Origin of the sequence: Pseudonocardia sp. MH-G8 (assembly GCF_002262885.1) — a bacterium.
GTDB lineage: Bacteria > Actinomycetota > Actinomycetes > Mycobacteriales > Pseudonocardiaceae > Pseudonocardia.
In genome coordinates, this window is the sequence record NZ_NKYF01000034.1 from 57,532 (window position 1) to 78,457 (window position 20,926).

At 70.8% G+C, this 20,926-nt stretch carries 20 protein-coding genes and 2 pseudogenes; 7 read left to right on the forward strand and 15 right to left on the reverse strand.

Features of this window, described 5'->3' with window-relative positions; all coding sequences use genetic code 11:
• Window positions 1-59: 59 nt before the first annotated feature.
• The 5 genes from CFP66_RS41435 to CFP66_RS41455 all read right to left on the reverse strand — a co-directional run bounded on the left by CFP66_RS41435 (window position 60) and on the right by CFP66_RS41455 (window position 6,312).
• The gene (locus CFP66_RS41435) at window positions 60-1,046 is read right to left on the reverse strand and encodes a cytochrome c oxidase assembly protein (protein WP_094930840.1); all 987 of its coding nucleotides are present in this window, start codon (window positions 1,044-1,046) and stop codon (window positions 60-62) included.
• On the reverse strand, window positions 1,033-3,360 hold the full coding sequence (locus CFP66_RS41440) for a cation-translocating P-type ATPase (RefSeq protein WP_094930841.1): 2,328 nt from the start codon (window positions 3,358-3,360) through the stop codon (window positions 1,033-1,035). Before CFP66_RS41440 ends, CFP66_RS41435 begins: the two co-directional genes overlap by 14 nt.
• Before the next feature lie 76 nt (window positions 3,361-3,436).
• Window positions 3,437-4,735, reverse strand: coding sequence for an MFS transporter (locus CFP66_RS41445; RefSeq protein ID WP_094930882.1), 1,299 nt, complete (start codon window positions 4,733-4,735; stop codon window positions 3,437-3,439).
• On the reverse strand, window positions 4,732-5,835 hold the full coding sequence (locus CFP66_RS41450) for a PLP-dependent cysteine synthase family protein (protein WP_094930842.1): 1,104 nt from the start codon (window positions 5,833-5,835) through the stop codon (window positions 4,732-4,734). The genes CFP66_RS41445 and CFP66_RS41450 overlap by 4 nt, the downstream gene beginning before the upstream one ends.
• Before the next feature lie 96 nt (window positions 5,836-5,931).
• Window positions 5,932-6,312 (reverse strand): hypothetical protein, encoded by a 381-nt coding sequence (locus tag CFP66_RS41455; RefSeq protein WP_094930843.1) that lies wholly within the window; start codon window positions 6,310-6,312, stop codon window positions 5,932-5,934.
• A 400-nt stretch (window positions 6,313-6,712) separates the two neighbouring features.
• On the opposite strand from CFP66_RS41455, the gene CFP66_RS49640 reads away from it, so the two are divergent.
• The gene (locus tag CFP66_RS49640; protein ID WP_233160143.1) at window positions 6,713-7,324 is read left to right on the forward strand and encodes a hypothetical protein; all 612 of its coding nucleotides are present in this window, start codon (window positions 6,713-6,715) and stop codon (window positions 7,322-7,324) included.
• Window positions 7,325-7,362: 38 nt separating this feature from the next.
• On the opposite strand, the gene CFP66_RS41465 is transcribed toward CFP66_RS49640, so the two are convergent.
• A complete protein-coding gene (locus CFP66_RS41465) occupies window positions 7,363-8,265 on the reverse strand; it encodes a LysR family transcriptional regulator (protein ID WP_094930844.1) in 903 nt (300 codons plus the stop codon).
• Between the two features lie 102 nt (window positions 8,266-8,367).
• Here CFP66_RS41465 and CFP66_RS41470 point away from each other — a divergent pair, with 102 nt between their 5' ends.
• From CFP66_RS41470 to CFP66_RS41485, 4 genes and pseudogenes are all read left to right on the forward strand, one after another.
• Window positions 8,368-9,546, forward strand: a complete 1,179-nt coding sequence (locus CFP66_RS41470) for an aminotransferase class I/II-fold pyridoxal phosphate-dependent enzyme (protein WP_094930845.1) — start codon at window positions 8,368-8,370, stop codon at window positions 9,544-9,546.
• A 13-nt stretch (window positions 9,547-9,559) separates the two neighbouring features.
• Window positions 9,560-10,393, forward strand: coding sequence for a transporter substrate-binding domain-containing protein (locus CFP66_RS41475; RefSeq protein ID WP_233160145.1), 834 nt, complete (start codon window positions 9,560-9,562; stop codon window positions 10,391-10,393).
• A 30-nt stretch (window positions 10,394-10,423) separates the two neighbouring features.
• The gene (locus tag CFP66_RS41480) at window positions 10,424-11,068 is read left to right on the forward strand and encodes an amino acid ABC transporter permease (protein ID WP_094930846.1); all 645 of its coding nucleotides are present in this window, start codon (window positions 10,424-10,426) and stop codon (window positions 11,066-11,068) included.
• Window positions 11,068-11,896: pseudogene (locus CFP66_RS41485) on the forward strand (amino acid ABC transporter ATP-binding protein). Before CFP66_RS41480 ends, CFP66_RS41485 begins: the two are co-directional and overlap by 1 nt.
• Window positions 11,897-11,914: 18 nt before the next feature.
• Here the strand turns inward: CFP66_RS41485 and CFP66_RS41490 are convergent.
• Window positions 11,915-12,557: pseudogene (locus CFP66_RS41490) on the reverse strand (CPBP family intramembrane glutamic endopeptidase); the annotation flags it as partial.
• A gap of 115 nt (window positions 12,558-12,672) precedes the next feature.
• Here CFP66_RS41490 and CFP66_RS41495 point away from each other — a divergent pair.
• The gene (locus CFP66_RS41495) at window positions 12,673-13,191 is read left to right on the forward strand and encodes a L,D-transpeptidase (protein WP_094930847.1); all 519 of its coding nucleotides are present in this window, start codon (window positions 12,673-12,675) and stop codon (window positions 13,189-13,191) included.
• Between the two features lie 135 nt (window positions 13,192-13,326).
• On the opposite strand, the gene CFP66_RS47625 is transcribed toward CFP66_RS41495, so the two are convergent.
• On the reverse strand, window positions 13,327-13,743 hold the full coding sequence (locus tag CFP66_RS47625; RefSeq protein ID WP_143517571.1) for a hypothetical protein: 417 nt from the start codon (window positions 13,741-13,743) through the stop codon (window positions 13,327-13,329).
• On the opposite strand from CFP66_RS47625, the gene CFP66_RS41505 reads away from it, so the two are divergent.
• On the forward strand, window positions 13,742-14,518 hold the full coding sequence (locus CFP66_RS41505; protein WP_143517572.1) for a L,D-transpeptidase: 777 nt from the start codon (window positions 13,742-13,744) through the stop codon (window positions 14,516-14,518). The genes CFP66_RS47625 and CFP66_RS41505 overlap by 2 nt on opposite strands.
• Before the next feature lie 22 nt (window positions 14,519-14,540).
• Here the strand turns inward: CFP66_RS41505 and CFP66_RS41510 are convergent, their stop codons facing one another.
• The 7 genes from CFP66_RS41510 to CFP66_RS41540 all read right to left on the reverse strand — a co-directional run bounded on the left by CFP66_RS41510 (window position 14,541) and on the right by CFP66_RS41540 (window position 20,547).
• Window positions 14,541-15,842, reverse strand: coding sequence for an Nramp family divalent metal transporter (locus CFP66_RS41510; RefSeq protein ID WP_094930850.1), 1,302 nt, complete (start codon window positions 15,840-15,842; stop codon window positions 14,541-14,543).
• A gap of 67 nt (window positions 15,843-15,909) precedes the next feature.
• Window positions 15,910-16,419: a M23 family metallopeptidase gene (locus CFP66_RS41515; RefSeq protein ID WP_233160147.1), complete on the reverse strand. Its 510-nt coding sequence runs from the start codon at window positions 16,417-16,419 to the stop codon at window positions 15,910-15,912.
• A gap of 605 nt (window positions 16,420-17,024) precedes the next feature.
• Window positions 17,025-17,723, reverse strand: coding sequence for a vitamin K epoxide reductase family protein (locus CFP66_RS41520; protein WP_233160149.1), 699 nt, complete (start codon window positions 17,721-17,723; stop codon window positions 17,025-17,027).
• Window positions 17,724-17,740: 17 nt separating this feature from the next.
• The gene (locus CFP66_RS41525; RefSeq protein ID WP_094930852.1) at window positions 17,741-18,421 is read right to left on the reverse strand and encodes a thioredoxin domain-containing protein; all 681 of its coding nucleotides are present in this window, start codon (window positions 18,419-18,421) and stop codon (window positions 17,741-17,743) included.
• A gap of 110 nt (window positions 18,422-18,531) precedes the next feature.
• A complete protein-coding gene (locus CFP66_RS41530; protein WP_143517573.1) occupies window positions 18,532-18,954 on the reverse strand; it encodes a hypothetical protein in 423 nt (140 codons plus the stop codon).
• A gap of 82 nt (window positions 18,955-19,036) precedes the next feature.
• On the reverse strand, window positions 19,037-19,903 hold the full coding sequence (locus tag CFP66_RS41535; RefSeq protein WP_094930854.1) for an alpha/beta fold hydrolase: 867 nt from the start codon (window positions 19,901-19,903) through the stop codon (window positions 19,037-19,039).
• Complete coding sequence (locus CFP66_RS41540) at window positions 19,903-20,547, reverse strand: TetR/AcrR family transcriptional regulator (RefSeq protein ID WP_094930855.1); 645 nt, start codon at window positions 20,545-20,547, stop codon at window positions 19,903-19,905. Before CFP66_RS41540 ends, CFP66_RS41535 begins: the two co-directional genes overlap by 1 nt.
• Between the last annotated feature and the right edge of the window lie 379 nt (window positions 20,548-20,926).

Sequence of the window (20,926 nt, forward strand, 5' to 3'; positions counted from 1 at the left end):
TCCCTGAATTCTCGCTGAGAGTGATAACGCCCGATGTTGGCGAGTGGCGAAGTTGCCCGTCAGCTCGATTCACGTTGTGGCCCTCGGACGTCGGGCCCCTTCTCGGCGGGCTGGGTGTCGGGGAGCCACCATGGTCGTATCGTCGTTGCGTTGCCGTAGGCGCGATCCAGTTGGCGATCGGTCCGGCGGGCCAGGCGCTCGTCCGAGCGGTTCCACTGCTTGGCGAATGCGCCGATCAGGGCGGCGGCGGAGACGTCACCGAAGCCCCAGAGGATCGCGCCGCCCATCTGCTGGTCGTCGACCGGGTCGGGGCCCCAGGTCCGGCCGAGCTCGAGGTAGAAGTCCGGGGCGAACAGGTTGTCCATCATCATGATGGGAATGCCGAGCACGATGTGGACGGGGGCCATGCCGACGACGAGCAGGAACCGGAACACGAACGGCAATCGGTGTGGCAACGGGTCGATTCCCAGCAGCGACCAGTAGAAGAGGAAGCCGATGAGGACGAAGTGCACGTGGGTCAGGTCGTGGACCCACACGTTGCGCAGTGATGCCTCGTAGACCGGGGTGTAGTAGTAGACGAACTGGGTGATGGCGAACAGGGCGAACGCCACGGCCGGGTGAGCGATGAACCGCACCGGCCGGCTGTGCACCACGACGAGCAGCCGCTTGCGCCACGGCACGGGCAGGGTGCGCAGGGCGAGGCTCAGCGGGGCGCCGAGCACGAGCCCGACGGGCGCGATCATCTGCAGCAGCATGTGCTGCACGGCCGGCACCGTGAACAGCACGCGGTCGTACACGCCCAGCGAGGACGAGACGCCGACGAACACGACACCCAGCCCGGCGAAGAAGTACAGCACGCGCTGCGTCTTCCAGGGGTCACCGCGGCGGCGCAGTACCCGCACACCCCACAGGTAGGCGATCGCCACGGCGGCCAGCGGGACCAGCATCGCCGGGTCGAACGTCCAGCTGCTCAGGAGGCGCCACGGGGTGAGGGGCGGTGGGTCCGTCGGCGGCAGCCAACCGGGCGCCAGCTCAGGCAGACGCATGCCGGTCCTCGGGGCCGCCGGCGGCGAGGGCCGCCGGGGCCGGGGGCGGGGCTGTGTCCGGCGTGGTGGCGGGGGAGAAGCGGCGCAACCGCAGGCTGTTGGACACCACGAACAACGACGAGACCGCCATCGCCGCGCCGGCGATCAGCGGGTTGAGCAGCCCGAGCGCGGCGAGCGGGATGGCGGCCACGTTGTAGCCGAAGGCCCAGAACAGGTTGCCGCGGATGGTGCGCAGCGTGGCCCGCGCGAGGGTGAGCGCGTCGGGGACGACGGTCAGGTCGTCGCGGACCAGGATGAGGTCCGCGGCGTCGATCGCGACGTCGGTGCCTGTCCCCACCGCCATCCCGAGGTCCGCGGTCGCGAGCGCGGGGGCGTCGTTGATGCCGTCGCCGACCATGGCGACGACGCGGCCCTGCGCCTGCAGCCTGCGGATCGCCTCGGCCTTGTCCCCGGGCAGCACCTCGGCGATGCACTCCCCGACGCCGATCTCAACCGCCACCGCCTCCGCGGTGGTCGTGTTGTCGCCGGTGAGCAGGACGGTGCGCAGCCCGAGCCCGTGCAGCAGCGCGACGGCCTCCCGCGCGGACGGCTTGACCAGGTCTGCGAGCGCCAGCAAGCCGATCACCTGGCGGTCCTGGGCGACCACCACCGTGGTGCGGCCCTGCTCCTCCCAGTCACGGCGACGGCGCTCGAGGTCGGTGGGCAGCTCGATCCCACGGTCGACGAGCAGCTTCGCCCGGCCGGCGATCACCTCGGCACCGTCGACGACGCCGGTGGCGCCCAGACCCGCCTCGTTCCGGAACGCGGTCACCCGTGGCAGCGCGCCCAGCTCGTTGCGGGCCGCCGTGCTGATCGCCGCGGCGACGGGGTGCTCGGACGCCTCCTCGAGCGCGCCGGCCGTGCGCAGCAGCTCGCGGCGTTCCACCCCGTTCGCGCAGGCGAGTTCCACCAGTGACATCCGCCCGAACGTGACCGTGCCGGTCTTGTCCAGCACGACGGTGTCGATCGTGCGCGTCGACTCCAGCGCCTGGTAGCCCTTGATGAAGATCCCCAGGCGCGCTCCGCGGCCGGAGGCGACCATGAGGGCGGTCGGAGTGGCCAGCCCCAGCGCGCAGGGGCAGGCGATCACCAGCACCGCCAGTGCGGCGCCGAACGCCGGCTCGACGGCACCTCCCAGCAGCAGCCAGGCGACGAAGGTGAGCAGCGAGAGCGCGATGACCGCCGGGACGAAGTAGCCGCAGATGCGATCGGCCAGGCGCTGGACCGCGGCCTCGCCGGTCTGTGCGTCCGCGACGAGGCGCACCATCGCCGCCAGCTGGGTGTCCCGCCCGACGCTCGTCGCCTCGACCACGATCGAACCGTTGAGCAGCACGGTGCCACCGATGACGACATCGTCCGGGCCCACCTCCGCCGGCACCGACTCGCCGGTCATGGCGCTCGTGTCGACCGTCGCCGCACCGTCGGCGACGCGGCCGTCGGTGGCGATCGTCTCGCCGGGACGGACGAGGAACCGCTGGCCGACCCGCAACTCCTCGGCCGGTATCGACTGCACCGTGCCGTCGTCCAGGACGACCGTCACGTCCTTCGCGCGCAACGCCGCCAGCTCCCGCAGGGCCGCGCCCGCCGCCCGCGCCGCCTTGGCCTCGAAGTAGCGACCGGCGAGCACGAACGTGGCCAATCCCGCCGCGACCTCGAGGTAGAGCGCCCCCTCGGAGCGCAGGAGCAGCGCAAGACCCGACGCCTCGGTCGCGCGCTCGGACTGCACGAACATCGCGTAGACCGACCAACCGGTCGCGGCCAGGATGCCGAGCGACACGAGGGTGTCCATCGAGGCGGCCCGGTGCCGGGCGCGTGCGGCCGCCGCGCGGTGGAACGGCCATGCCGCCCACCCGATCACGGGTGCCGCGAGGGCCAGGAGCACCCACTGCCACCCCGGGAACCGCCATTCGGGCAGCACCGTGAAGGTGATCGACAGGTCGGCCAGCGGGACGAACAGCACGACCGCGACGACGAGACGCCACCACAGCGCGCGAGCTCGGTCCGTGCCGTCCTCGGCCTGCGCTCCCACCCGCTCCGGCCGAGCGAGTTCGGCCCCGTAGCCGGCGTGCACAACCGCATCGATCAGCGCCTGGTCATCGACCTGCAGTTCCGCGACGACCCGTGCCTGACCCGTCGCGTAGTTCACGCTGGCCTGCACCCCGTCGAGCTTGTTCAGCTTCCGCTCGACCCGCGCGGAGCATGCGGCACAGGTCATCCCGGCCACCGCGAGCTCGACCTCGCGGGCGGTCGACGCCCGCCCCATGGTCGACGTCATGCGCGACCACCTCTCTGCCGCCAGCGGGGGACACGCAGACTACGACCACTTGCGCACCATCTACGTAGGGTAGAAGTTACCGGAGGCGCCGAGAGGACCGAGCCGCCGGGGTTCGTTCGGCATCCAGCGGGAGCAGGTTCCGCATGCGCAGGCGGTGCACCGCCAGTGCGCACATCGCGCCGATGCCGATCAGCACGAGCCACGGCAGCGGAGCGAGGCCGCGGGCGCCGGCGACGTCGAGGGCCCAGCCGGTGCCGAGGTTCCCGAGGAGGATCCCGACCCCGCAGACGGTGTTGTAGAGGCCGTAGTGCGTGGCGACCAGGCGGTCGTCGGCAAGGGCGACGATGGTGCTCATCTCGAACGGGAACACGATCGCGGTCCCGAGGGCCAGGATGGCAGCGGTCAGGAGAAGCGCGCCGATCCCGACGACGGCGCTCCCCGTGCTTCCCGGCTCGAGGGGAACCACCTCGACGGCCAGGAGGGGGACGAATGCCCCGCCGAGGGTCAGCAGCCCCACGCTCATGGACCGGCTGGCTCCCCACCGGTGCCGGCACCAGGCTGTCACTCGAAGCTGTCCGGCGATGGTGACCAGTCCCGAGACCGCGAACACGGCCGCAACGGCGCCCGTGGCCACGAGATCGGATGTGGCGACCGCGTGTGCCTGCAGCGGCAGGGCCAGGTACACCTGGAACGAGAGCACGTAGGACCCGATCATCGCCAGCGCGAACAGCACGAAGGGCCGGTTGGTCGCCACCACCCGCCACTGCGTCAGCAACGAACCACGGTCCGCCTCGTGCGGTGCGGACCGCTGGGGGAGCGCCCTGATCTGCATCACGGTCAGCACGGCGAACACGCCTGCTGCGACCGCGCACGTCAGGGAGAAGTTCACGCCGGTCAACACCAGCCCGATCAACGGCCCGAGCAGGATGCCGGCCTGGTAGAACACGTTGAACAGGGCGAACGCCTCGACCCGGCGTTCGCCGGAGTCCTGCGCGAGGTAGGCGCGTACAGCCGGGTTGAACAAGGCTCCGGCGAATCCGGTCGCCGCGGACGCGACCACGAGCGCCGGCACCGAGTCCACGAACCCCAGCAGCGCGAAGCCCACCGTGCGCAGGGTGCAGCCGGCGACGATGAGCGGCTTGAAGCCGTAGCGGTCGGCGAGGCTGCCGCCGAGGAGGAACATCCCCTGCTGGGCGAAGTTCCGGACGCCCAGGACGAGGCCGACCATCCAGGTGGCGAGTCCCAGACCGACCGACAGGTGCGCAGCGAGGTACGGGATCAGCATGTAGAACCCGATGTTGATGGTGAGCTGGTTGAGCAGCAACAGCTGGACGGACCGGGGGAAGGAGCGGTACTGCGCCAGGGTGTGCCTCACGACCGCGCACCGGTGTGCGCCCGTGCGGCGGTCGGTTCGACCACGGTCGTGCAGCGGGTCCACCGGTGCACGTCGCGTTCGTCCGGGTGGTCGATCCTGTCCGGGTCGGTGGCGGGCGGGTGGCCGAGCAGGTCGTGCGTGTGGCAGAACTCGTCGTTGTAGACCGTGTCGAAGTAGCGCTGCGGGCCGTCGGGGAAGACGGCTGCGACGCGGGTGCCCGGTGGGCGGGTACGAGCCACCCAGCCGGCGACGAGCGCGACTGCGCCCACGCTCCATCCGCCGCTGGTGTAGCTGGACGCGGCGAGTGCGCGGCACGCCCACACGGCCTCGGCCGGGGCGACCCAGTGCACTTCGCTGAACGAGTCATAGGCGACGTTGCGGGGATAGATGCTCGAACCGAGGCCCCGCATCAACCGGGACCGCGCCGGCTGGCCGAAGATCGTCGATCCGACGGTGTCGACCCCCACCAGCTGCGCGTCGGGCTGGTGGCGTCGCAGCTCCGAGAAGACGCCGGCCGAATGTCCGCCGGTCCCGACCGAGCAGACGAGCACGTCCACCCGGTCCAGCTGGGCGAGCAGCTCCCTGGCCAACGGTGCGTACGCCTCGACGTTGTCGGGGTTGTGGTACTGGTCGGGGCAATAGGAGTTCTGCTCGGCAGCCTGCAGCTCCTGGACGCGGCGGCGTCGCGCTTCCTGCCAGCCCCCCACCGTGCTCGGCCGGTCCACGATCTCGATGCGGGCACCGTGCGCCCGCAGCAGCCGAGACATCATCGGTTCCATACCTGGATCGGTCACCAGCGTGACCGGGTGTCCGCAGGCGATGCCCGCGAGGACGAGCCCGAGACCGAGGGTCCCGCTCGTCGACTCGATGATCCGGCCACCGGGGCGCAGGTCGCCACGGTCGCGAGCCCGGCGGATCATGTGCAGCGCGGCCCGGTCCTTCATCCCACCGGGGTTCGCGCCTTCGAGCTTCGCCCAGAAGCCACGGCCGGCCGGGCTGAAGGGCTCGTCGACGAAGACGACCGGCGTATCGCCGACCGCCTGGGTCAGGCGGCCGGGGAACTCGGCCGAGGACAGGGGGGATTGGAGCACAGAGGGCATGGAAGTTCTTCCTCCGGGAGCGCCGCGAACGGCGAACGGAACCGGCAGACACCGGAGCGCCCGGGCGCGCTGGATGCGCCCCGCCGCCGGGTCGGCTCAGTTCCGGGCCACGCCCAGCAGGACGATTAGCTCCCACCCGTGCGGGGCGACAGCGGCCGCGGCAGGTGCACAGCGGATGGATCCAGATCTCGGGCGGGCCGTCGCGCTGCCGCTCTCAGCCGTGTCGGTGTCGACGTCGCCGGGCAGGGTGCGCTGTGCGGATACGGCGTCGGCCGTGCGCGGGGTGACGCACGTGGCGGAGTGACCGGACTGCGTGGACACGGGCGTGGCGCCGGCTGCCGACATCGGCGCGATGGTCGACCCGCTGTGCCCCTGGCACAGCCCGAGAAGGGCCAGCACGACGACCGTGACGAGGAGCAGACCGGCCGTCCGGCCGGGCCACCGCCGGTCGTCGACGATCGGGTCACCGCTGCTCACGAGAACCAGAACGTAGCGATGCGCGGGCGGTGACGATCAACGGCTGGTGATCACCCGAGCGGATGTCACCTACCTGGACGGTGGCGCCGCTCGTCGCGTCGATCGGACATTCCGCCTCAAATCCGGCACCCCCGCCGGGGTGCAGCGGCGCAAGTACCGATAGCTTGCATCTCGGCAAGACGACGGGACAGTAACGAGATGGACACGGCACGACGACGCCGCCGGTTCCCCGACCGGAGTCCACGGCCCGTCGACTGAGAAAGCTGGAAGGCAGATCGTGGCGCGGCACCGCTCCCCAGGCCGCCGCTCCGATGTCGGTCGCTCCACACCGGTGCCCTCGGCGTCGGCCGCGACCGGCCGTAGGCGGCGTCCGGTACGTTCCTGGTCAAGTCGTGCCCTCGTGGGCTTCACCGCTGCCGGTGGCGCGCTCAGCCTCGCCGCCCACGGCGGCTCGGTGGGCGCGGATCAGACGGCTGACAGGATCGCAGCAGAGGCGTCGGTCGACGGCGTTCGGGCGGCATCGGTCGTCGCCGCGTTCGTGCCTGTGCAGCCGGAGCGGGCGCCGCTCGACGCGTCCGTCGACGCTCCCGTCACCGGGCTTCTGAAGTCGGTCGGTCTGGCAGAGGAACGCGCAGCGGAGGCCGAGGCCCAGCGATCCGCGTACGAACGATGCGTCAGCCGCGGCTCGACGTTCGGCGGTGTCCAGGGAGTGGTCGCCGCGGCCGGCAACGAGCTGCGCTGCCGCTTCGACGTCGATGAGGTCTCCGGGGTCGCAGGGCGGGCGAACGCCTCCGATCACCCCGACGGTCTGGCGCTGGACCTCATGGTCGACAGGGTCACCGGCGAGGACCTGGCCGAGTACGCCCTGGCGAACCGCGACCGGCTCGGGATCGAGTACGTGATCTACCGCCAGCGCATCGACAGCGGCGACGGCTGGGAGCGCATGGAGGACCGGGGCGGAGCCACCGCGAACCACATGGACCACGTGCACATCTCGTTCGAGGACCGTTGATCGCCCAAGTGTCTGAACGGCCGCTCCATGCGTCGCGGTCAAGCTGAGGGCTGGAGCCGGGCGGCGATCTCCGGCACGACGGCCTGCAGCAGCCGGATGCCGAGCCGCCGCGATCCTTCGTCGCGGTGAACGAGCTGGACCTGGATGTCGACCCGCGGTTCGGTCAGGTCCAGCAGGTGGAGCTCGTCGCGTCCCAGGGCTGCTGATGCCGCGAACAGTGGGACGACGGCGACGTAGCCGGACGTGATCGCAAGCTCTACGGCGACGTCCGGGGTGCCCACGAGCCGTACCGGGTGGGCGAGCGCGCGCTGCGCACTCGCGAACGTCTCGTAGACCTGCCGGGCCGCCTCGCTCCAGTTGTGGACGACGACGGGATGGTTCTCCAGGTCGTGGGGCCGCGCTTGCCGCAATCCGCCGGCCGGGTGCCCGGGTGTCACGACGGCGACGATCGGCGATGTCGCGACGACCGATGCGGACAGTCCCGGTGGGAGGACGCGCTGGAGGACGAAGCCGGCGTGGACGCTGCCGTCGAGGAGCGCGGCGACCGCCTCGTCGCTGTGGGCGACGCGGCAGGCGACGTCCACCGGGTGGCCCGACATGGCCTTGAGCACCGTTGGGAAGACCGCGCTGCCGAGACTCGCCGGAGCGGCCACGACCAGCCGGTCGAGGCGCTCGGCCCGGACCGCCGCGGTCGTTTCGGAGAGCAGATCCAGGCACCGGCGGGCGTAGTCCGCGAGCCGCTCACCGGCAGCGGTCAAGGTCGCGCCCCGATGGCTCCGGTCGAACAGCTGCACGCCGAGCCGACGTTCCAGGTGGGCCATGCGGGCGCTGACCGAGGGCTGTGCCATCTGCATCTCGACGGCCGCCCGGCCGAAGCTACCGGCCCGGACCACAGCCAGGAACATGGCCAGATCCACGGCCTCGAGGTCCGGGCGGGTCATAGACAGAGGCTAGGGCCCCTGCCAGCGAGCTGCCCCCTACTGCAGGCGTTTTGCATCAGCCACCCTAGGCCGATCGCGGTCACCCGAAAGAGTGGAGCACGGATGGTCACGTCGTCTGGCATCGCCGAGGCGCCGGTCTGGGATCTCGAGCGAGCGATCGGCAGGCGCTGCAAGCGGTGGTCGACCTACCCGCGGGACGTCCTGGATCTCGGGGTGGCGGAGATGGACGTGTCGGCCTGCCCGCCGGTCCTCGAAGCGGTACGCGACGCCGTGGCCGCCGAGGCGTTCGGCTACCCCGTGCCCGATGCCGTCAGCCCTGTTCCCCGAGCCACCACCGGATGGCTCCGGGGCCAGGGCCTCGAGGTCGACGAGTCGGCCATCCGCATCGTCCCCGACGTAATGCGCGGAATCGGGGTGGCGATCCGCTACCTCACCCGGCCGGGGTCACCGGTGCTGGTTCCCACCCCCACCTACTCCCGTTTCCTCGAGGTCGTTCCCGCAGCCGGACGCGAGTGCCGGGAGATCCCGCTCCTCATCGGGCCGAACGGCTGTCAGTTGGACCTCGACGCGATCGAGGACGGCCTGAGGAACGGCGCCGGCAGCGTCCTGCTGTGCAACCCGGTCAATCCGCTCGGTGCGGTCCTCGAGCGCGGACAGCTGTCCGCGCTCGCCGGCCTGGCCGATCGCTTCGGCGCTCGGGTGATCGCCGATGAGGTGCACGCACCGATCCGCTACGGCGTGCCGTTCGTGCCCTACGCCGCGGTCAGCGAGCAGAGCCGGGCGCACGCGGTGACCGTCACGAGCGCGACCAAGGCCTGGAACGTGCCGGGTCTGCGCACTGCGATGGTCGCACTCACCGCGGCCGGGGACGTGGAGGCGTGGGGTGGCGTTCGCCATGTCGAGACCAGCGGCGCGACCCCGCTCGGGATGGTCGCCACCGTGGCCGCGCTGGAGCACGGTGGACCCTGGCTCGTGGACGTGGTCTCCACGCTCCGGTCGCGCCGGCAGATGGTGTACGACCGCCTGTCGGACGCCGGCCTGGACGGCATCTCCCAGCCGCCCGATGCCACCTACTTCGCATGGCTCGATCTGCGGGCGTGGGACTCCCGCACCCCGGCAGCCCGGCTGCTGGAGACGGTCGGGGTGGCGCTGGGGGAGGGCGCGCAGTACGGGGCGGCCGGGGCAGGGTTCGTCAGGCTCAACTTCGCAACGGGCACCGCGCAGCTCGCGCGGGCGCTCGACCTGGTGGTCGAGGCGGTTCGTCGAGAGAACGCAGCATGAGGAGATGGTGGCGATGAGGATGCGCAACGTCATGGGCCGAGTCGGTGCGGTGGGTGCGGCTCTCGTCGCTCTCGCCGCGTGCAGTACGGGAGGGGGCGCCCGATCGGCCGACGGGGACCTACTGGAACAGGTGCGGGAGTCGGGAACGTTGCGGGTGGCCCTCACGCAGGCGAACCCGCCGTGGAACTTCCTCGACGAGTCGAACTCGCCGGCCGGCTACGACGTCGACGTGGCCAGGGAGCTGGCGAGCCGGCTCGGTATCGAGAACGTCGAGTTCATCCCGTCGACGTACCAGAACTTCATTGAAGGCGTGCGCGCGAACCGGTTCGACATCGTGATCTCCGGCCAGGCGATCACCGAGGAGCGCAAGCAGCAGGTCGACTTCTCCATCCCCTACCAGGTCAACGGGATCGCGATCTTCGTTCAGGCCGACGACGACACGATCCAGGGCATCGCCGACCTGAGCGGCAGGTCGGTGGCGACCTCGGCCGGCACCACCCAGGAGGCCTTCGCACGGGAGAGCATCCCGGGCGCTGAGGTCAAGACCAACCAGAACGCCACGCTCGGTCTGACCGACCTCTCGCGTGGCGGCGCCGATGCCGCGCTGGTGTCCCGCTTCCAGGGCACCTACCTCGCCGAGCAGAACGAGCTGCAGGTGAAACCGGTCGGTCCGCTGCTGGAATCGGAGATCAACGCGATGACCTTCCGCAAGGACGCGGGTTCCCTCGGTCCGGAGGTGAACCGCGTGATCAACGAGATGATCGAGGACGGCACGATCACCCGCTTCTCGCAGCGCTGGCTCGCCGGGCAGGACGTGGCCGTCGAACTCAGGAAGCTGCCTGCCTGACCCCCACGCCTCGCTCCAGGAGGGAAGCTCATGGATCTGCTCGCTCGCTCGGGCCCGTTGCTGCTGCAGGGAGTCGTCATCACACTCCTGCTGGGTGTGGTGTCGTTCGTCCTGGGATCGGCGCTGGGAGGGCTCCTCGCGTTGGCGCGGATCTCCCGGTTCCGTGCCCTGCGGGGGATCGCGATCGCCTACGTCTCGGTGTTCCGCGGCACCCCGCTGCTCATCCAGATCATGATCATTTACTTCGGTCTTCCGCAGGTCGGGATCCAGCTCAAACCGATTCCTTCGGCGATCCTGGCGCTCACGCTGTTCGCCGCCGCGTACCTCAGCGAGAACTTCCGGGGCGGCATCATCGGGGTGGACAAGGGACAGTGGGAGGCCGCTTATTCGATGGGTATGCCCTACTGGCGGGTGATGCGTCGGATCGTGTTCCCGCAGGCTCTGCGCATCGCCACGCCTGCGGTAGGTAGCCGTTTCATCGCGCTCATGAAGGACACGTCGCTGGCCTCGGTCGTGACCGTCGTGGAGCTCACCCGGGTGGCCGAGAGCGTCGGCACCTCCACGTTCCGGTACATGGAGGCGTTCTTCCTGGTGGGCGCGATCTACTGGTTGATCAACACGCTGTTGTCCATCGGCCAGGGCGGCCTCGAACGTCGACTCGGAAGGGCCTACTGATGACCGGTGACGCACCCGTCGTGGCACGCGGCCTGCACAAGTCCTTCGGTTCGCTCGACGTCCTCAAGGGGGTCGATCTCGCGGTCGGACGCGGCGAGGTGGTCGTGGTGATGGGGCCGTCGGGGTCCGGCAAGACGACCCTGATCCGCTGTCTCAACCTGCTGGAGGAGCCCGACGCGGGCGAGCTGCGGATCTGCGGTTGCACTATCACCTGTGATCCGGCCGCGCGTGGCCGCAAGCGGTCCCGGGCCATCCAGCAGATGCGATGCCGGACGGCGATGGTGTTCCAGCAGTTCAACCTGTTCCCGCACATGACAGCTTTGGGCAACGTCATCGAGGGGGGCCCGGTATGTCCGCAACCTCCCCAAGGCCGAGGCCGTCGCGCTCGGAGATCGGCTGCTGGCGCGCGTCGGGCTCGCCGAGAAGCGTGACGAGTACCCGTCGCGGCTGTCCGGAGGGCAGAAGCAGCGCGTGGCCATCGCCCGCGCGCTGGCGATGGAGCCCGAGGTGATCCTGTTCGACGAGCCGACCTCGGCCCTCGACCCCGAACTGCACGGGGAGGTCCTCGAAGTGATGAAGGACCTCGCCCGCGACGGGATGACGATGGTGGTCGTCACGCACGAGACCCATTTCGCGCGCCAGGTCGCCGATCGGATCGTCTTCATGGACGGCGGCGTGATCGCGGAGGAGGCGACACCGGCGGAGTTCTTCGTCCGGCCGGTCCACCCTCGGGCCAGGTCCTTCCTCCGCCTGGTCGATCAACGGGTCGTGTCCGAGGACACGGGCCGGGTCGACGCGGTGGAGCCGACCCCACCTGGCGCCGCCTGATCGGCGCGGCCTGGGGCAGGGTAGCCAGGAGTGGCTGTCCGCGAGGAGGGCGTAGCCGACGAACGCGACGATGTTGATGAGGGCGTGCGCGCCGATCAGGATCCAGAGCCGGTTGGTCCGCTGCCAGACCCGGCCGAACACGAGTCCCATGACCAGGTTCCCGACGAAGCCGCCGAGGCCTTGGTAGAGGTGGTAGCCGGCGCGCAGCAGGGCCGAGGCCAGTACGGAGCGGTTCTCCGACCAGCCCAGCTGTCGCAGCCGGGTGAGCAGGTAGCCGACCTCGACGACCTCCTCGGCCCACCCGTTGGCCACGGCCGAGGCGACCAGTACGGGGAGTTGCCACCAGGTCTGGTCGAGGGTGGTCGGAGTGACCACCGCGCTGACCCCGGCCACTCGCGCGAGGGCGTACAGGCCGAGCCCGGGGATCCCGATCAGCGCGGCGAGCCCGGCGGCGGCGAGCAGGTCGCGGCCGGGGCGGGCACGGTCGAGCCCTACCTCGTGGAGCGCGAATCCGGCTCGCAGGAGCAGGTAGGCGCCCAGCGCGCCCCATCCGACCAGTTGCAGGATCCCGGTCAGTTGCAAACGCCAGATCGACGAGGTCGACTCGCGCGGCGGGGGCGTCGAGTGCGACCTGCTGCTCGGCCAAGGGGACCGGTGCCAGCTCGCCTCGGCCGGTCAGGGTGCGGTGCCACCGTCTTAAGACCTGGTCGTCGTGCTGGCCGTTTCCTTGTCCGTCGCGCTGCGTTACACCAGATGAGCAGTCGGTGAGGAGTCGGATGGGTACGCACGGGGGCCGGTTCGGTCCTGGATCGGGTCGGAAGCGGCGAGTGGGGCTCGTGCTCGCGACGACGGTGGCCGCCGTCGTGTCGGGCGGCTCGTTCGCAGGCGCCGACGAAGTCCGCACGCCGGTGCCGGAATCGCGGGTGGAGGGAACGCCCTGCACGGCTGAGGCGCGCGCCTGCGTCGACCTACCTGGTCTCAACGCCTGGTTGCTGCGCGACGGCGAGATCGTGCGGGGGCCGGTCAAGATCAGCACCGGGGGCGAGGGCAAGGCGACTCCGCCCGGGAACTTCCAGGTGGAGTGGAAGAACAAGGAGCACGTCAGCGCCGAATACGACTCGCCGATGCCCTACGCGGTGTTCTTCGCCCCCGGTGGGATCGCCTTCCACGAGGGCAATCTGAAGTCCACGTCGGCCGGATGTGTCCGGCTGGCCCAGGAGGACGCTGCGGCCTTCTACGACTACTTGCAGGTCGGCGACCCTGTCGAAGTCCACTCCGAGGTGCCGGACTCGTAGTACGACGCCCGTCGGTGCGGTCGGCCGGATGAGCCTCGGAGCGAGCACGATCTCACAGGAACAGGAAGCCTGATCGCTGGTGCCGCGATGCCGAACCGCGATTCGGTTCCGGCGGGCCAGAGGTGGTCTGGGACGTCAGGGTGCGGACGGGGACAGGACGTCCAAGACCAGGAGATCGTCACCTTGCTGGTCTCTCTCGAGCACGAACTGCCCCGCGGAGTCCGCCACGAAGGAGATGCTAGCTTCGCCGCCCGCGAGAACCGTCGCGTAGCGCTCGTACCCGGTGAGGTGCAGTTGGTCCGCCTCGTCACCGCGCACCAGCAACTGAACCCCCGCGCCCAGGGGCACGGACTGCCGACTCGGGCTGCGGCTCTCCTCGGTGTAGCGCAGTTCGATCCGCACTGCAAGCGACTGCCGTGGCGAGGACTCCGCGGTGGGTGGCGTGCCGTTCCCGGCCGGAGGCGGTCCGCCTGCGCTGCAGGCCATCAATGCGGGAATCAGGATCGCGAGGATCAACAGCGGTGCGCCGGCCGCCTCGGGTCGGGCTCTCATGTCGCTGCAACTCCTGCAGGTTCGGCTCGACAGCTGCTCCGTTCGCCGCCGCGCGAAACGGACATTTCGCTTCGCCGACTCTACCCTGTCGAGGCCGAAGATCGGCGCGTCGCGTCATCGACGTGTTGCCTCGACAGAGCGAACCGTGCCGCGTGGTGTGCACAGCATGCGATGGCGTCGTCACTGTGAGTCCGAGGGCTCGTTGGTGTTGCGAGTCGAGACGAACGAGGAGTGCGGTGAGCGTGGCGGTGCAGGAAGTGTTCGGATGATCAGGGGCGAACTTGCTCTGCGGGCCGCAGTGGTCGCCGCGGTGGTTCTGGTGACCGGCTCGATCTTCCTCGGACGGTCGGTGGCCGACGTTCCCGAGCGGGACACGTCCTACCGGAGCGAGGTGACCACGACACCTGACGGAACGCCGCTGGTCCCGGGCACGCCGTGCACGGCGACCGCCCGGGCCTGCGTCGATCTGGCGAGCCACAACGCGTGGCTACTGCGCGACGGGGCCGTGATCCGGGGACCGGTCAAGTTCGTCGACGGGGACGCAGCGGACCCGACGCCGCGCGGCACGTACGCCGTCGAGTGGAAGGCCGAGCAGTACACCAGTCGTGAGTACCTGGTGCAGATGCCCTACTCGGTGTTCTTCGCTCCGGGCGGCATCGCCTTCCACGAGGGAGGCCAGAGCACACCGTCGGCCGGCTGTGTGAAGCTCGTGCGCGCGGATGCGGTCGCCTTCTTCAACGAGCTGCAGGTCGGCGACGAGGTGCAGGTCAAATGATCGTTGGAGCTCGGGACGACATCTAACCCGTGCCGCCCGTCAGTACCTGAACGAGGAGGAACCCGTTCAGGGCGATGATCACGGTCGCGGCGAGGGCTGCGACCACCGTGGTCGTGCGGCGGTTGACCAGGTCGCCCATGAGGTCCACCCGTCGGGTGAACATGACGAGCGGGACGAGGGCGAACGGGATCCCGAACGAGAGGACGACCTGCGACAGGACGAGTGCCTGCGTCGGGTCGACGCCGAGGGCGAGGACGGTCAGGGCGGGTGCGAGCGTGAGAGCGCGGCGCAGTACGAGCGGAACTCGGCGGCGCAGGTAGCCCTGCAGGACGACCTGCCCGGAGAGGGTTCCCACGCCCGAGGACGCGAGCCCCGATGCAAGGAGCGCGAGCGCGAACGCCAGTGCGGCGAACCCGTCGATCCCCACCAGGCCGCTGTGCACCGACTCCAGACTCTCCCTCGTGCCGGCGCCGTCGCCGTCCGGCACGTGGAACAGCGCCGCCGCGATCACGAGCATGGAGATGTTCACGAAGCCGGCGAGGCCCATCGCCACGACCACGTCCACGCGCTGGTACCGAAGCCGCAGGCGAACCGGCGTCGAGCGTCCCCCGCTCCTGCTCTGCGTCAACGCGGAGTGCAGGTAGATGACGTGCGGCATCACCGTGGCCCCGAGGATCCCGGTCGCGAGCAGCACGCTCTCCGTTCCCGCGAACCCGGGCACGAGGCCGGACGCGAGCGCCGGAGCGTCCACGTCGACCCGCGCGAGGTCGACGAGGAAGCCGATCACGATCACCGCGAAGAGGCCCCCGACCGCGACCTCGAAGCGGCGCTGACCGCGGGTGTGCAGGCCGAGGAGCGCGAACGCGACGACGCCCGTGATGATCCCGCCGTGCAGGAGCGGTAGCCCGAAGAGCAGGTTGAGCGCGATGGCTCCGCCGATCACCTCGGCGATGTCGGTGGCCATCGCCACCACCTCCGCCTGCGCCCACAGGCCCCACACCACCGGCCTGCGGAACTCCTGCCGCGACAGCTCGCACAGGTTCTGGCCCGTGGCCAGCCCGAGCTTGGCGGAGAGCGACTGGATCAGCATCGCCATGAGGTTCGCGGCGACGATCACCCAAAGCAGCAGGTATCCATACGTCGACCCGGCGGAGAAGTTCGTCGCGAAGTTGCCTGGATCGACGTAGGCGATCGCGGCCACGAAGGCCGGCCCGAGGAGCATCAGCCGGCGGAGCACCGGCGGACGGCTCGGGCGACCGCCGTCGATGGCGAGCGCGGCGGAGCGGCGTTCGGAGCTGCTCGCGCGTCGGTCGTCCCCCGCCATGCCGGAAGATTAGACGAGGCTAACGCATTCTGGAAGCCTAGGCTAATCAGTAGCGGGAGCCGCTGGGTCAGACGTCCAGGCCGCGGCGTCTGAGCCAGGAGGCGGGGTCCACTTTGCTCCCGGAGCGGTCCCAGATCTCGAGGTGCAGGTGCGGCCCCGTCGAGATGCCCCGGTTGCCGACCTCGGCGATGAGTTCTCCGGCGTCGACGCGCTCCCCGACGCGGACGAAGGTCTGGTTGATGTGGCCGTAGACCGACTTCGTCCCGTCGTCGTGGCGGATCACGACCCACAGCCCGAAGCCCGATGCCGGTCCGGACTCCACCACGACGCCGTCGGTGACGGCGAAGACCGGCGTGCCGATCCTGTTGGCGATGTCCAGGCCGTTGTGGCTCCTGCCCCAGCGCGGTCCGACGGCCGACGTCAGCCGGCCCGCCACCGGGCGCACTACAGCGGCGTCGCCGACGAGCGCGGCTTGCGGAGCTCCGTCGGCGAGCGCGGCGTTGATAATCGCTGCGCGTCGGGCGATTCGTTCTCCGATCTCGACCGCTTTGACGAGGTTCTGGACGTCGACCTGCATCCCGGCGTCCAGCTCGGCTCGGGCGAAGGCCGACGGAGAGCGATCTCCGCCGGCGCTCGCCGGGGCTCCTGACGTCGTCGGTTGCGCGGTTGCCACTGGCAGCAGGGCACTCGTCAGAACCGGAGCCACGGGCGCGTCCGGGCCGGGGAGAAGGGACTCGCCCGCCGCGATCGCGGCTCCGAGCGCCACAGCCGCCACGGTCGCGCGGTTGCGAGCCATCGCATTCGGGGAGGGCAGCGGCGGCGTGGCGGGCCCGGAAGATCGTACGGGTTCCGGTCGTGCTGCTCCGCGTCCTGGGTGTGCCGATCGGGATGTCGCGCCCCCGGCTGCGGTGGGGCGCCACAGCTCGGGGCGGGGTGCACCGCGGGGATGGGCGACGCGCGGGCTCTGCTCCTGGGGAAGCACGCGGCCCGGACGAGCTGGAGGTGCCGGCCGCGGGGGCAGGTGGACGTGCGGGCGGTGTCCGCGGTGCGCCGGTGGAGTCGTCGGCTGCCGCGGCGGGCGGAAGCTCGTGCGGTGGGTCTCGACGGTGGCGGCGCGGCGGGTGCCGCTCCCACCTCGGTGGTGCACGCCGCCGACGGCTGCCGTGGAGTGCCCCCCGCGGCTCACCCGATGAGCCCCGTCCAGTAGGGCCAGAAGCGGGCGGCGATCAGCGCGACGACCACGAGGAGCCACGACGTCATGAGCAGGCCGTGGTACGTGGCGAGCCCGGACGTGGCGCGCCGCCACGCGGGGGGCCCCGGCAGCCGGCCCGACCGCAGGTTGTGCAGGGTCGTGTAGCAGAACACCGCGATCGTGACCACCCAGACCGCCATGCAGTACGGGCACAAGGTGCCGATCACGTACAGGCTCTGGGCGATGAGCCAGTGCACGAACACGAGCCCGCCGAGGGCGCCGGCCTGCAGGCCCAGCCACACCCATCGGGGCACGGCGCCACCGGCGAGCGTGATCACGCCGATCGTCGTCACGACCGGGAACGCGACGAGCCCGATCAGCGGGTTGGGGAAGCCGAACGCCTCGGCCTGGGGTGAGGTCATCACCGACCCGCACGACAGGAGCGGGCTGATGTTGCAGCTCGGGATGAAGGCGGGGTCCTCGAGCAGCGCGATGCGGTCGAGGATGAGCGCGAAGGCGGCTGCGGTGCCGACGACGCCGCCGACCGTCAGCACCCAGCCGGTGAGGCGCGTCAGGAACGTGGCGAACAGGTCGACCGTCTCGCGCGGGCCGGGTGCAGCAGGGGCGACCGTGGTGCGGGCGCCTGCACCGCGTCGGATGTCGCGGGTGCGGATGCGGGTCCGGGACAAGGCTGCTCCTCGTCGTTCTACTGGGCGAGGGCCGTGTCCAGCGCTGCCCGCAGGTCGTCCACGGAGCGGGGCTCGAGGCGCTCGCCGTTCAGGAAGAATGTCGGCGTGCCCTGGACACCGGCGGCCTGGCCGTCACGCTGGTCGGAGCGGACCCGCTCGAGCGTGGCCGGGTCGGCGACCGCACGGTCGTAGGCGGCCATGTCGAGGCCGAGGTCACCCGCGAACTGCCGGAACAGCGGTGCCTGAGACACCTGCTGCTCGCCCCAGCTGGTCTGGGTCTCGAACATGCGCTGGTACATCTGCTCGAACTGACCCTGCTGAGCGGCGGCCTCCACCGCCACGGCGGCGTTCTCCGCGTTGAAGTGGCTGGCGATCGGGAAGTAGCGCGCGACGAACGTGACCCGGTCCGCGTACTCGCTGCGCAGCTGCTCCACGGCGGGATAAGCCGCTCGGCACGCCTCGCATTCGAAGTCGAGGAACTCGACGAACGTCACCCGGCCGTCGGGGGCGGTCGACAGGCGGTGGCTGTCGTCGCGGACGAGCAGGTCGGGCGGAACGCTCGTGTCGACAGCTCCGTCGGCGGGTGCGGCGCGGTCGACCGGTGCGGGCGAGTCCGGTCGGCCGAGGAACAGCAGGAGGGCAAGCGTGGCGGCGGCGACGAGCACGGCGGTGATCGTGGCCTTGAGATTCTTGGTCATGATGCCTCTCGGAGGTTCTCGGGCAGCGGCAGCGCCGGGGCGCAGCGCGTCCTGGGTGTAGCGAACAGGACGGAGCCGGGCCGCAGCGCGGCCCGGGTGCCGGAGGACGATCAGATGCGGCTGATGCCGATGGCGACGAGGTGATGGCGCCCGGTGAGGAGACGACGAGGGGCCCACGACGGAGGTCCGGTCCGCTGGGCGAACGTCGCGGCGAACCGCAGCGCCGTGGGGCTCGCCGCGATGAGGGCTGTGACGGCGATCGGGGTGAGGACGTTGTGCAGGTTGTCGTACCGCCCGGCGCGCGAGCTCTGCGGAGCGGCCGTGGCGACACCTTGATCGCAGAACACGTCGTGGCCCGGCTGGCCGTGGCAGGACGCCGCGAGGGCGGGAGCCGAACCGTGGTGAGCGGCGGCCGGTGCGGCCGCGATCTGGCACGCGATGGTCGGCAGCGCGACGAGCAGTGCGAGAACGGCCCACAGGCTCCCGCGCTGCGCCGTGGAGCGCATGCGGTGAGCAGCTCGGGGAAGCCTCACAGTGCGGGACGATACCGCCAGGGGTCCGCTCCTCTTCCACCATGCCTCGGACCCGTGGTTTCCGACTGCAGCTGAGGAGCGGTCAGCGGCGCGGTATCGAGGCGAGGAACTCGTTCATGAGGGTGACGACCTGGTCGGGCCGGTCCTCGGTGACGAACGGGCCGGAGTCCTCGATGATGCGCAGTCGCGCTGCGGGCAGCAGGCCGGCGAGCCGTTCGCCGTGGCCGAGGGGGAAGAAACCCTGACGGGCCCATGCGACCAGTGCGGGACGGTCGAACCCCGGCAGCCCGACTGCGACGTCTTCGGTGTAGCGGGTGGAGATTGCACGGACGAGGCGGGCGAAGTCGCGCCGGACCTCGGCGTGCTCGCGCAGCGGGCCGGTGTAGCTGGCCATGATGTCGGCGGGGATCGGGCGGCGGGTGAGCAGCCCGAACGCGATCGGCAGTCGCTGGACCGGGCGGTAGCGGAGAGTCTGGGCGAGCATTTTGAGCCCGGTCGGGGTGCGGCCGAGCAGCTGCAGGTGCTTGATCGGCGCTGGGAGGAAGTTGTCGAACGCGTCGCAGGGGGTGAGCACCAGCCCGGCGAGCCGCGTCGGATGCCGGGCCGCGACGGCTTGGCAGATGGCGCCGCCTGTGTCGTTACCGACCAGGACGACGTCGTCGAGGTCGAGCGCGGCCAGCGTGCGGTCGACCAGATCGGCGAGCCCGAAGAGGGAGAAGTCGGTGCCCTCGGTCATCGGCAGCTCGTGGCCCCCCAGGGGCCAGTCCGGAGTGATGCACCGGTTCCGGTCGGCCAGCCCCGGGACGACGTTCCGCCAGATGTCGGCGTTGGTGACGATTCCGTGCACGAACACGATGGGCTGTCCGTCGCCGCGCTCGTGATACCTGATGCGGCCCTCGGGGAGTTCGATCTCCCGCGTGGGGCCGAGTGCGCTGGTGCTGGTCGCCATCACTGGTTCCTCTCGGTCGCGCCGTGGGGGTGGTGGTCGGCCGGCGCGCCGGTCGTGTCGCGCAGGCCGGCGAGGAGCAGGTCGAGCAGGCTGTCGGCGGTGCGTCCGGCCGGCCAGCCGTGCGCGCTGCGCAGGTGCAGGTACGTGCGGGGAACGACGTTGAACAGCAGGACCGCGGTCTCCGCGGGGTCGAGGCCCGCGCGCAGCCCGCCCTCCGCGATGCCGTCGCGCACCAGCCGCTCGAACGGCGCGACGAAGACCTCCCGGGTGTCGCGACCACCGCCGGCGCTCGGCTCGTCGAGGTGGAAAACCGGATCCGGTGCCGTGCTCAGGCCGGCGAGCAGCGCGAGGTGTTCCTCGACGACAGTGCAGCACGCGCGCAGGGCCGCTTCGAGGCGTTCCGTCGCTGTTCCCGGGTCGGCCAGCGCCGGCCACAGAGCGGCCTGCCAGGCCTGTGCGGCTCCGACCACGAGCGCGTCGACGAGCTGCTCCCTGGTCGTGCCGCGTCGGTAGAGCGTGACGCGCGAGACCCCCGCGGCCTGCGCCACCCGCTCCAGTGTGAAGTCGTGCCACCCGTGCTCGGCGATCACCCGTGCCGCCGCGGCCAGCACCGCGTCGTCGAGCAGAGGACGTGCCTCGGCCATCAGATCCTTGCCCCCTCTCGCTGCAACATCTATGTTGCACGAGTGCAACGTGTACGCACAAGGGAGGTCGGCGTGACCGGCTGGCGGCGGGGTGTCCTGGCAGCGCTGGTGGGCGTCGGTGTGGTGGAGGGAACGGCGGCGCTGCTGCGCTCCCGTTCGTTCCTCGACGCGGCGGGACAGGTAGTGATCGACAGCGGTCCGATCCCGCTCGTCGAGCGGACCGTGCAGGTGCTGCGTACGGCGGACAAGCCGGTGATCCGCGCGGCCGCCGGGGCGACGCTGATGGCAGGAGGAGCGTTCCTTGGGCAGCTGCGTCGTCGTCCCGCCCGGGACGCCGTCGCCGTAGCGGCGGCGGCAGCGGCAGCGGCAGGAGTGGCCG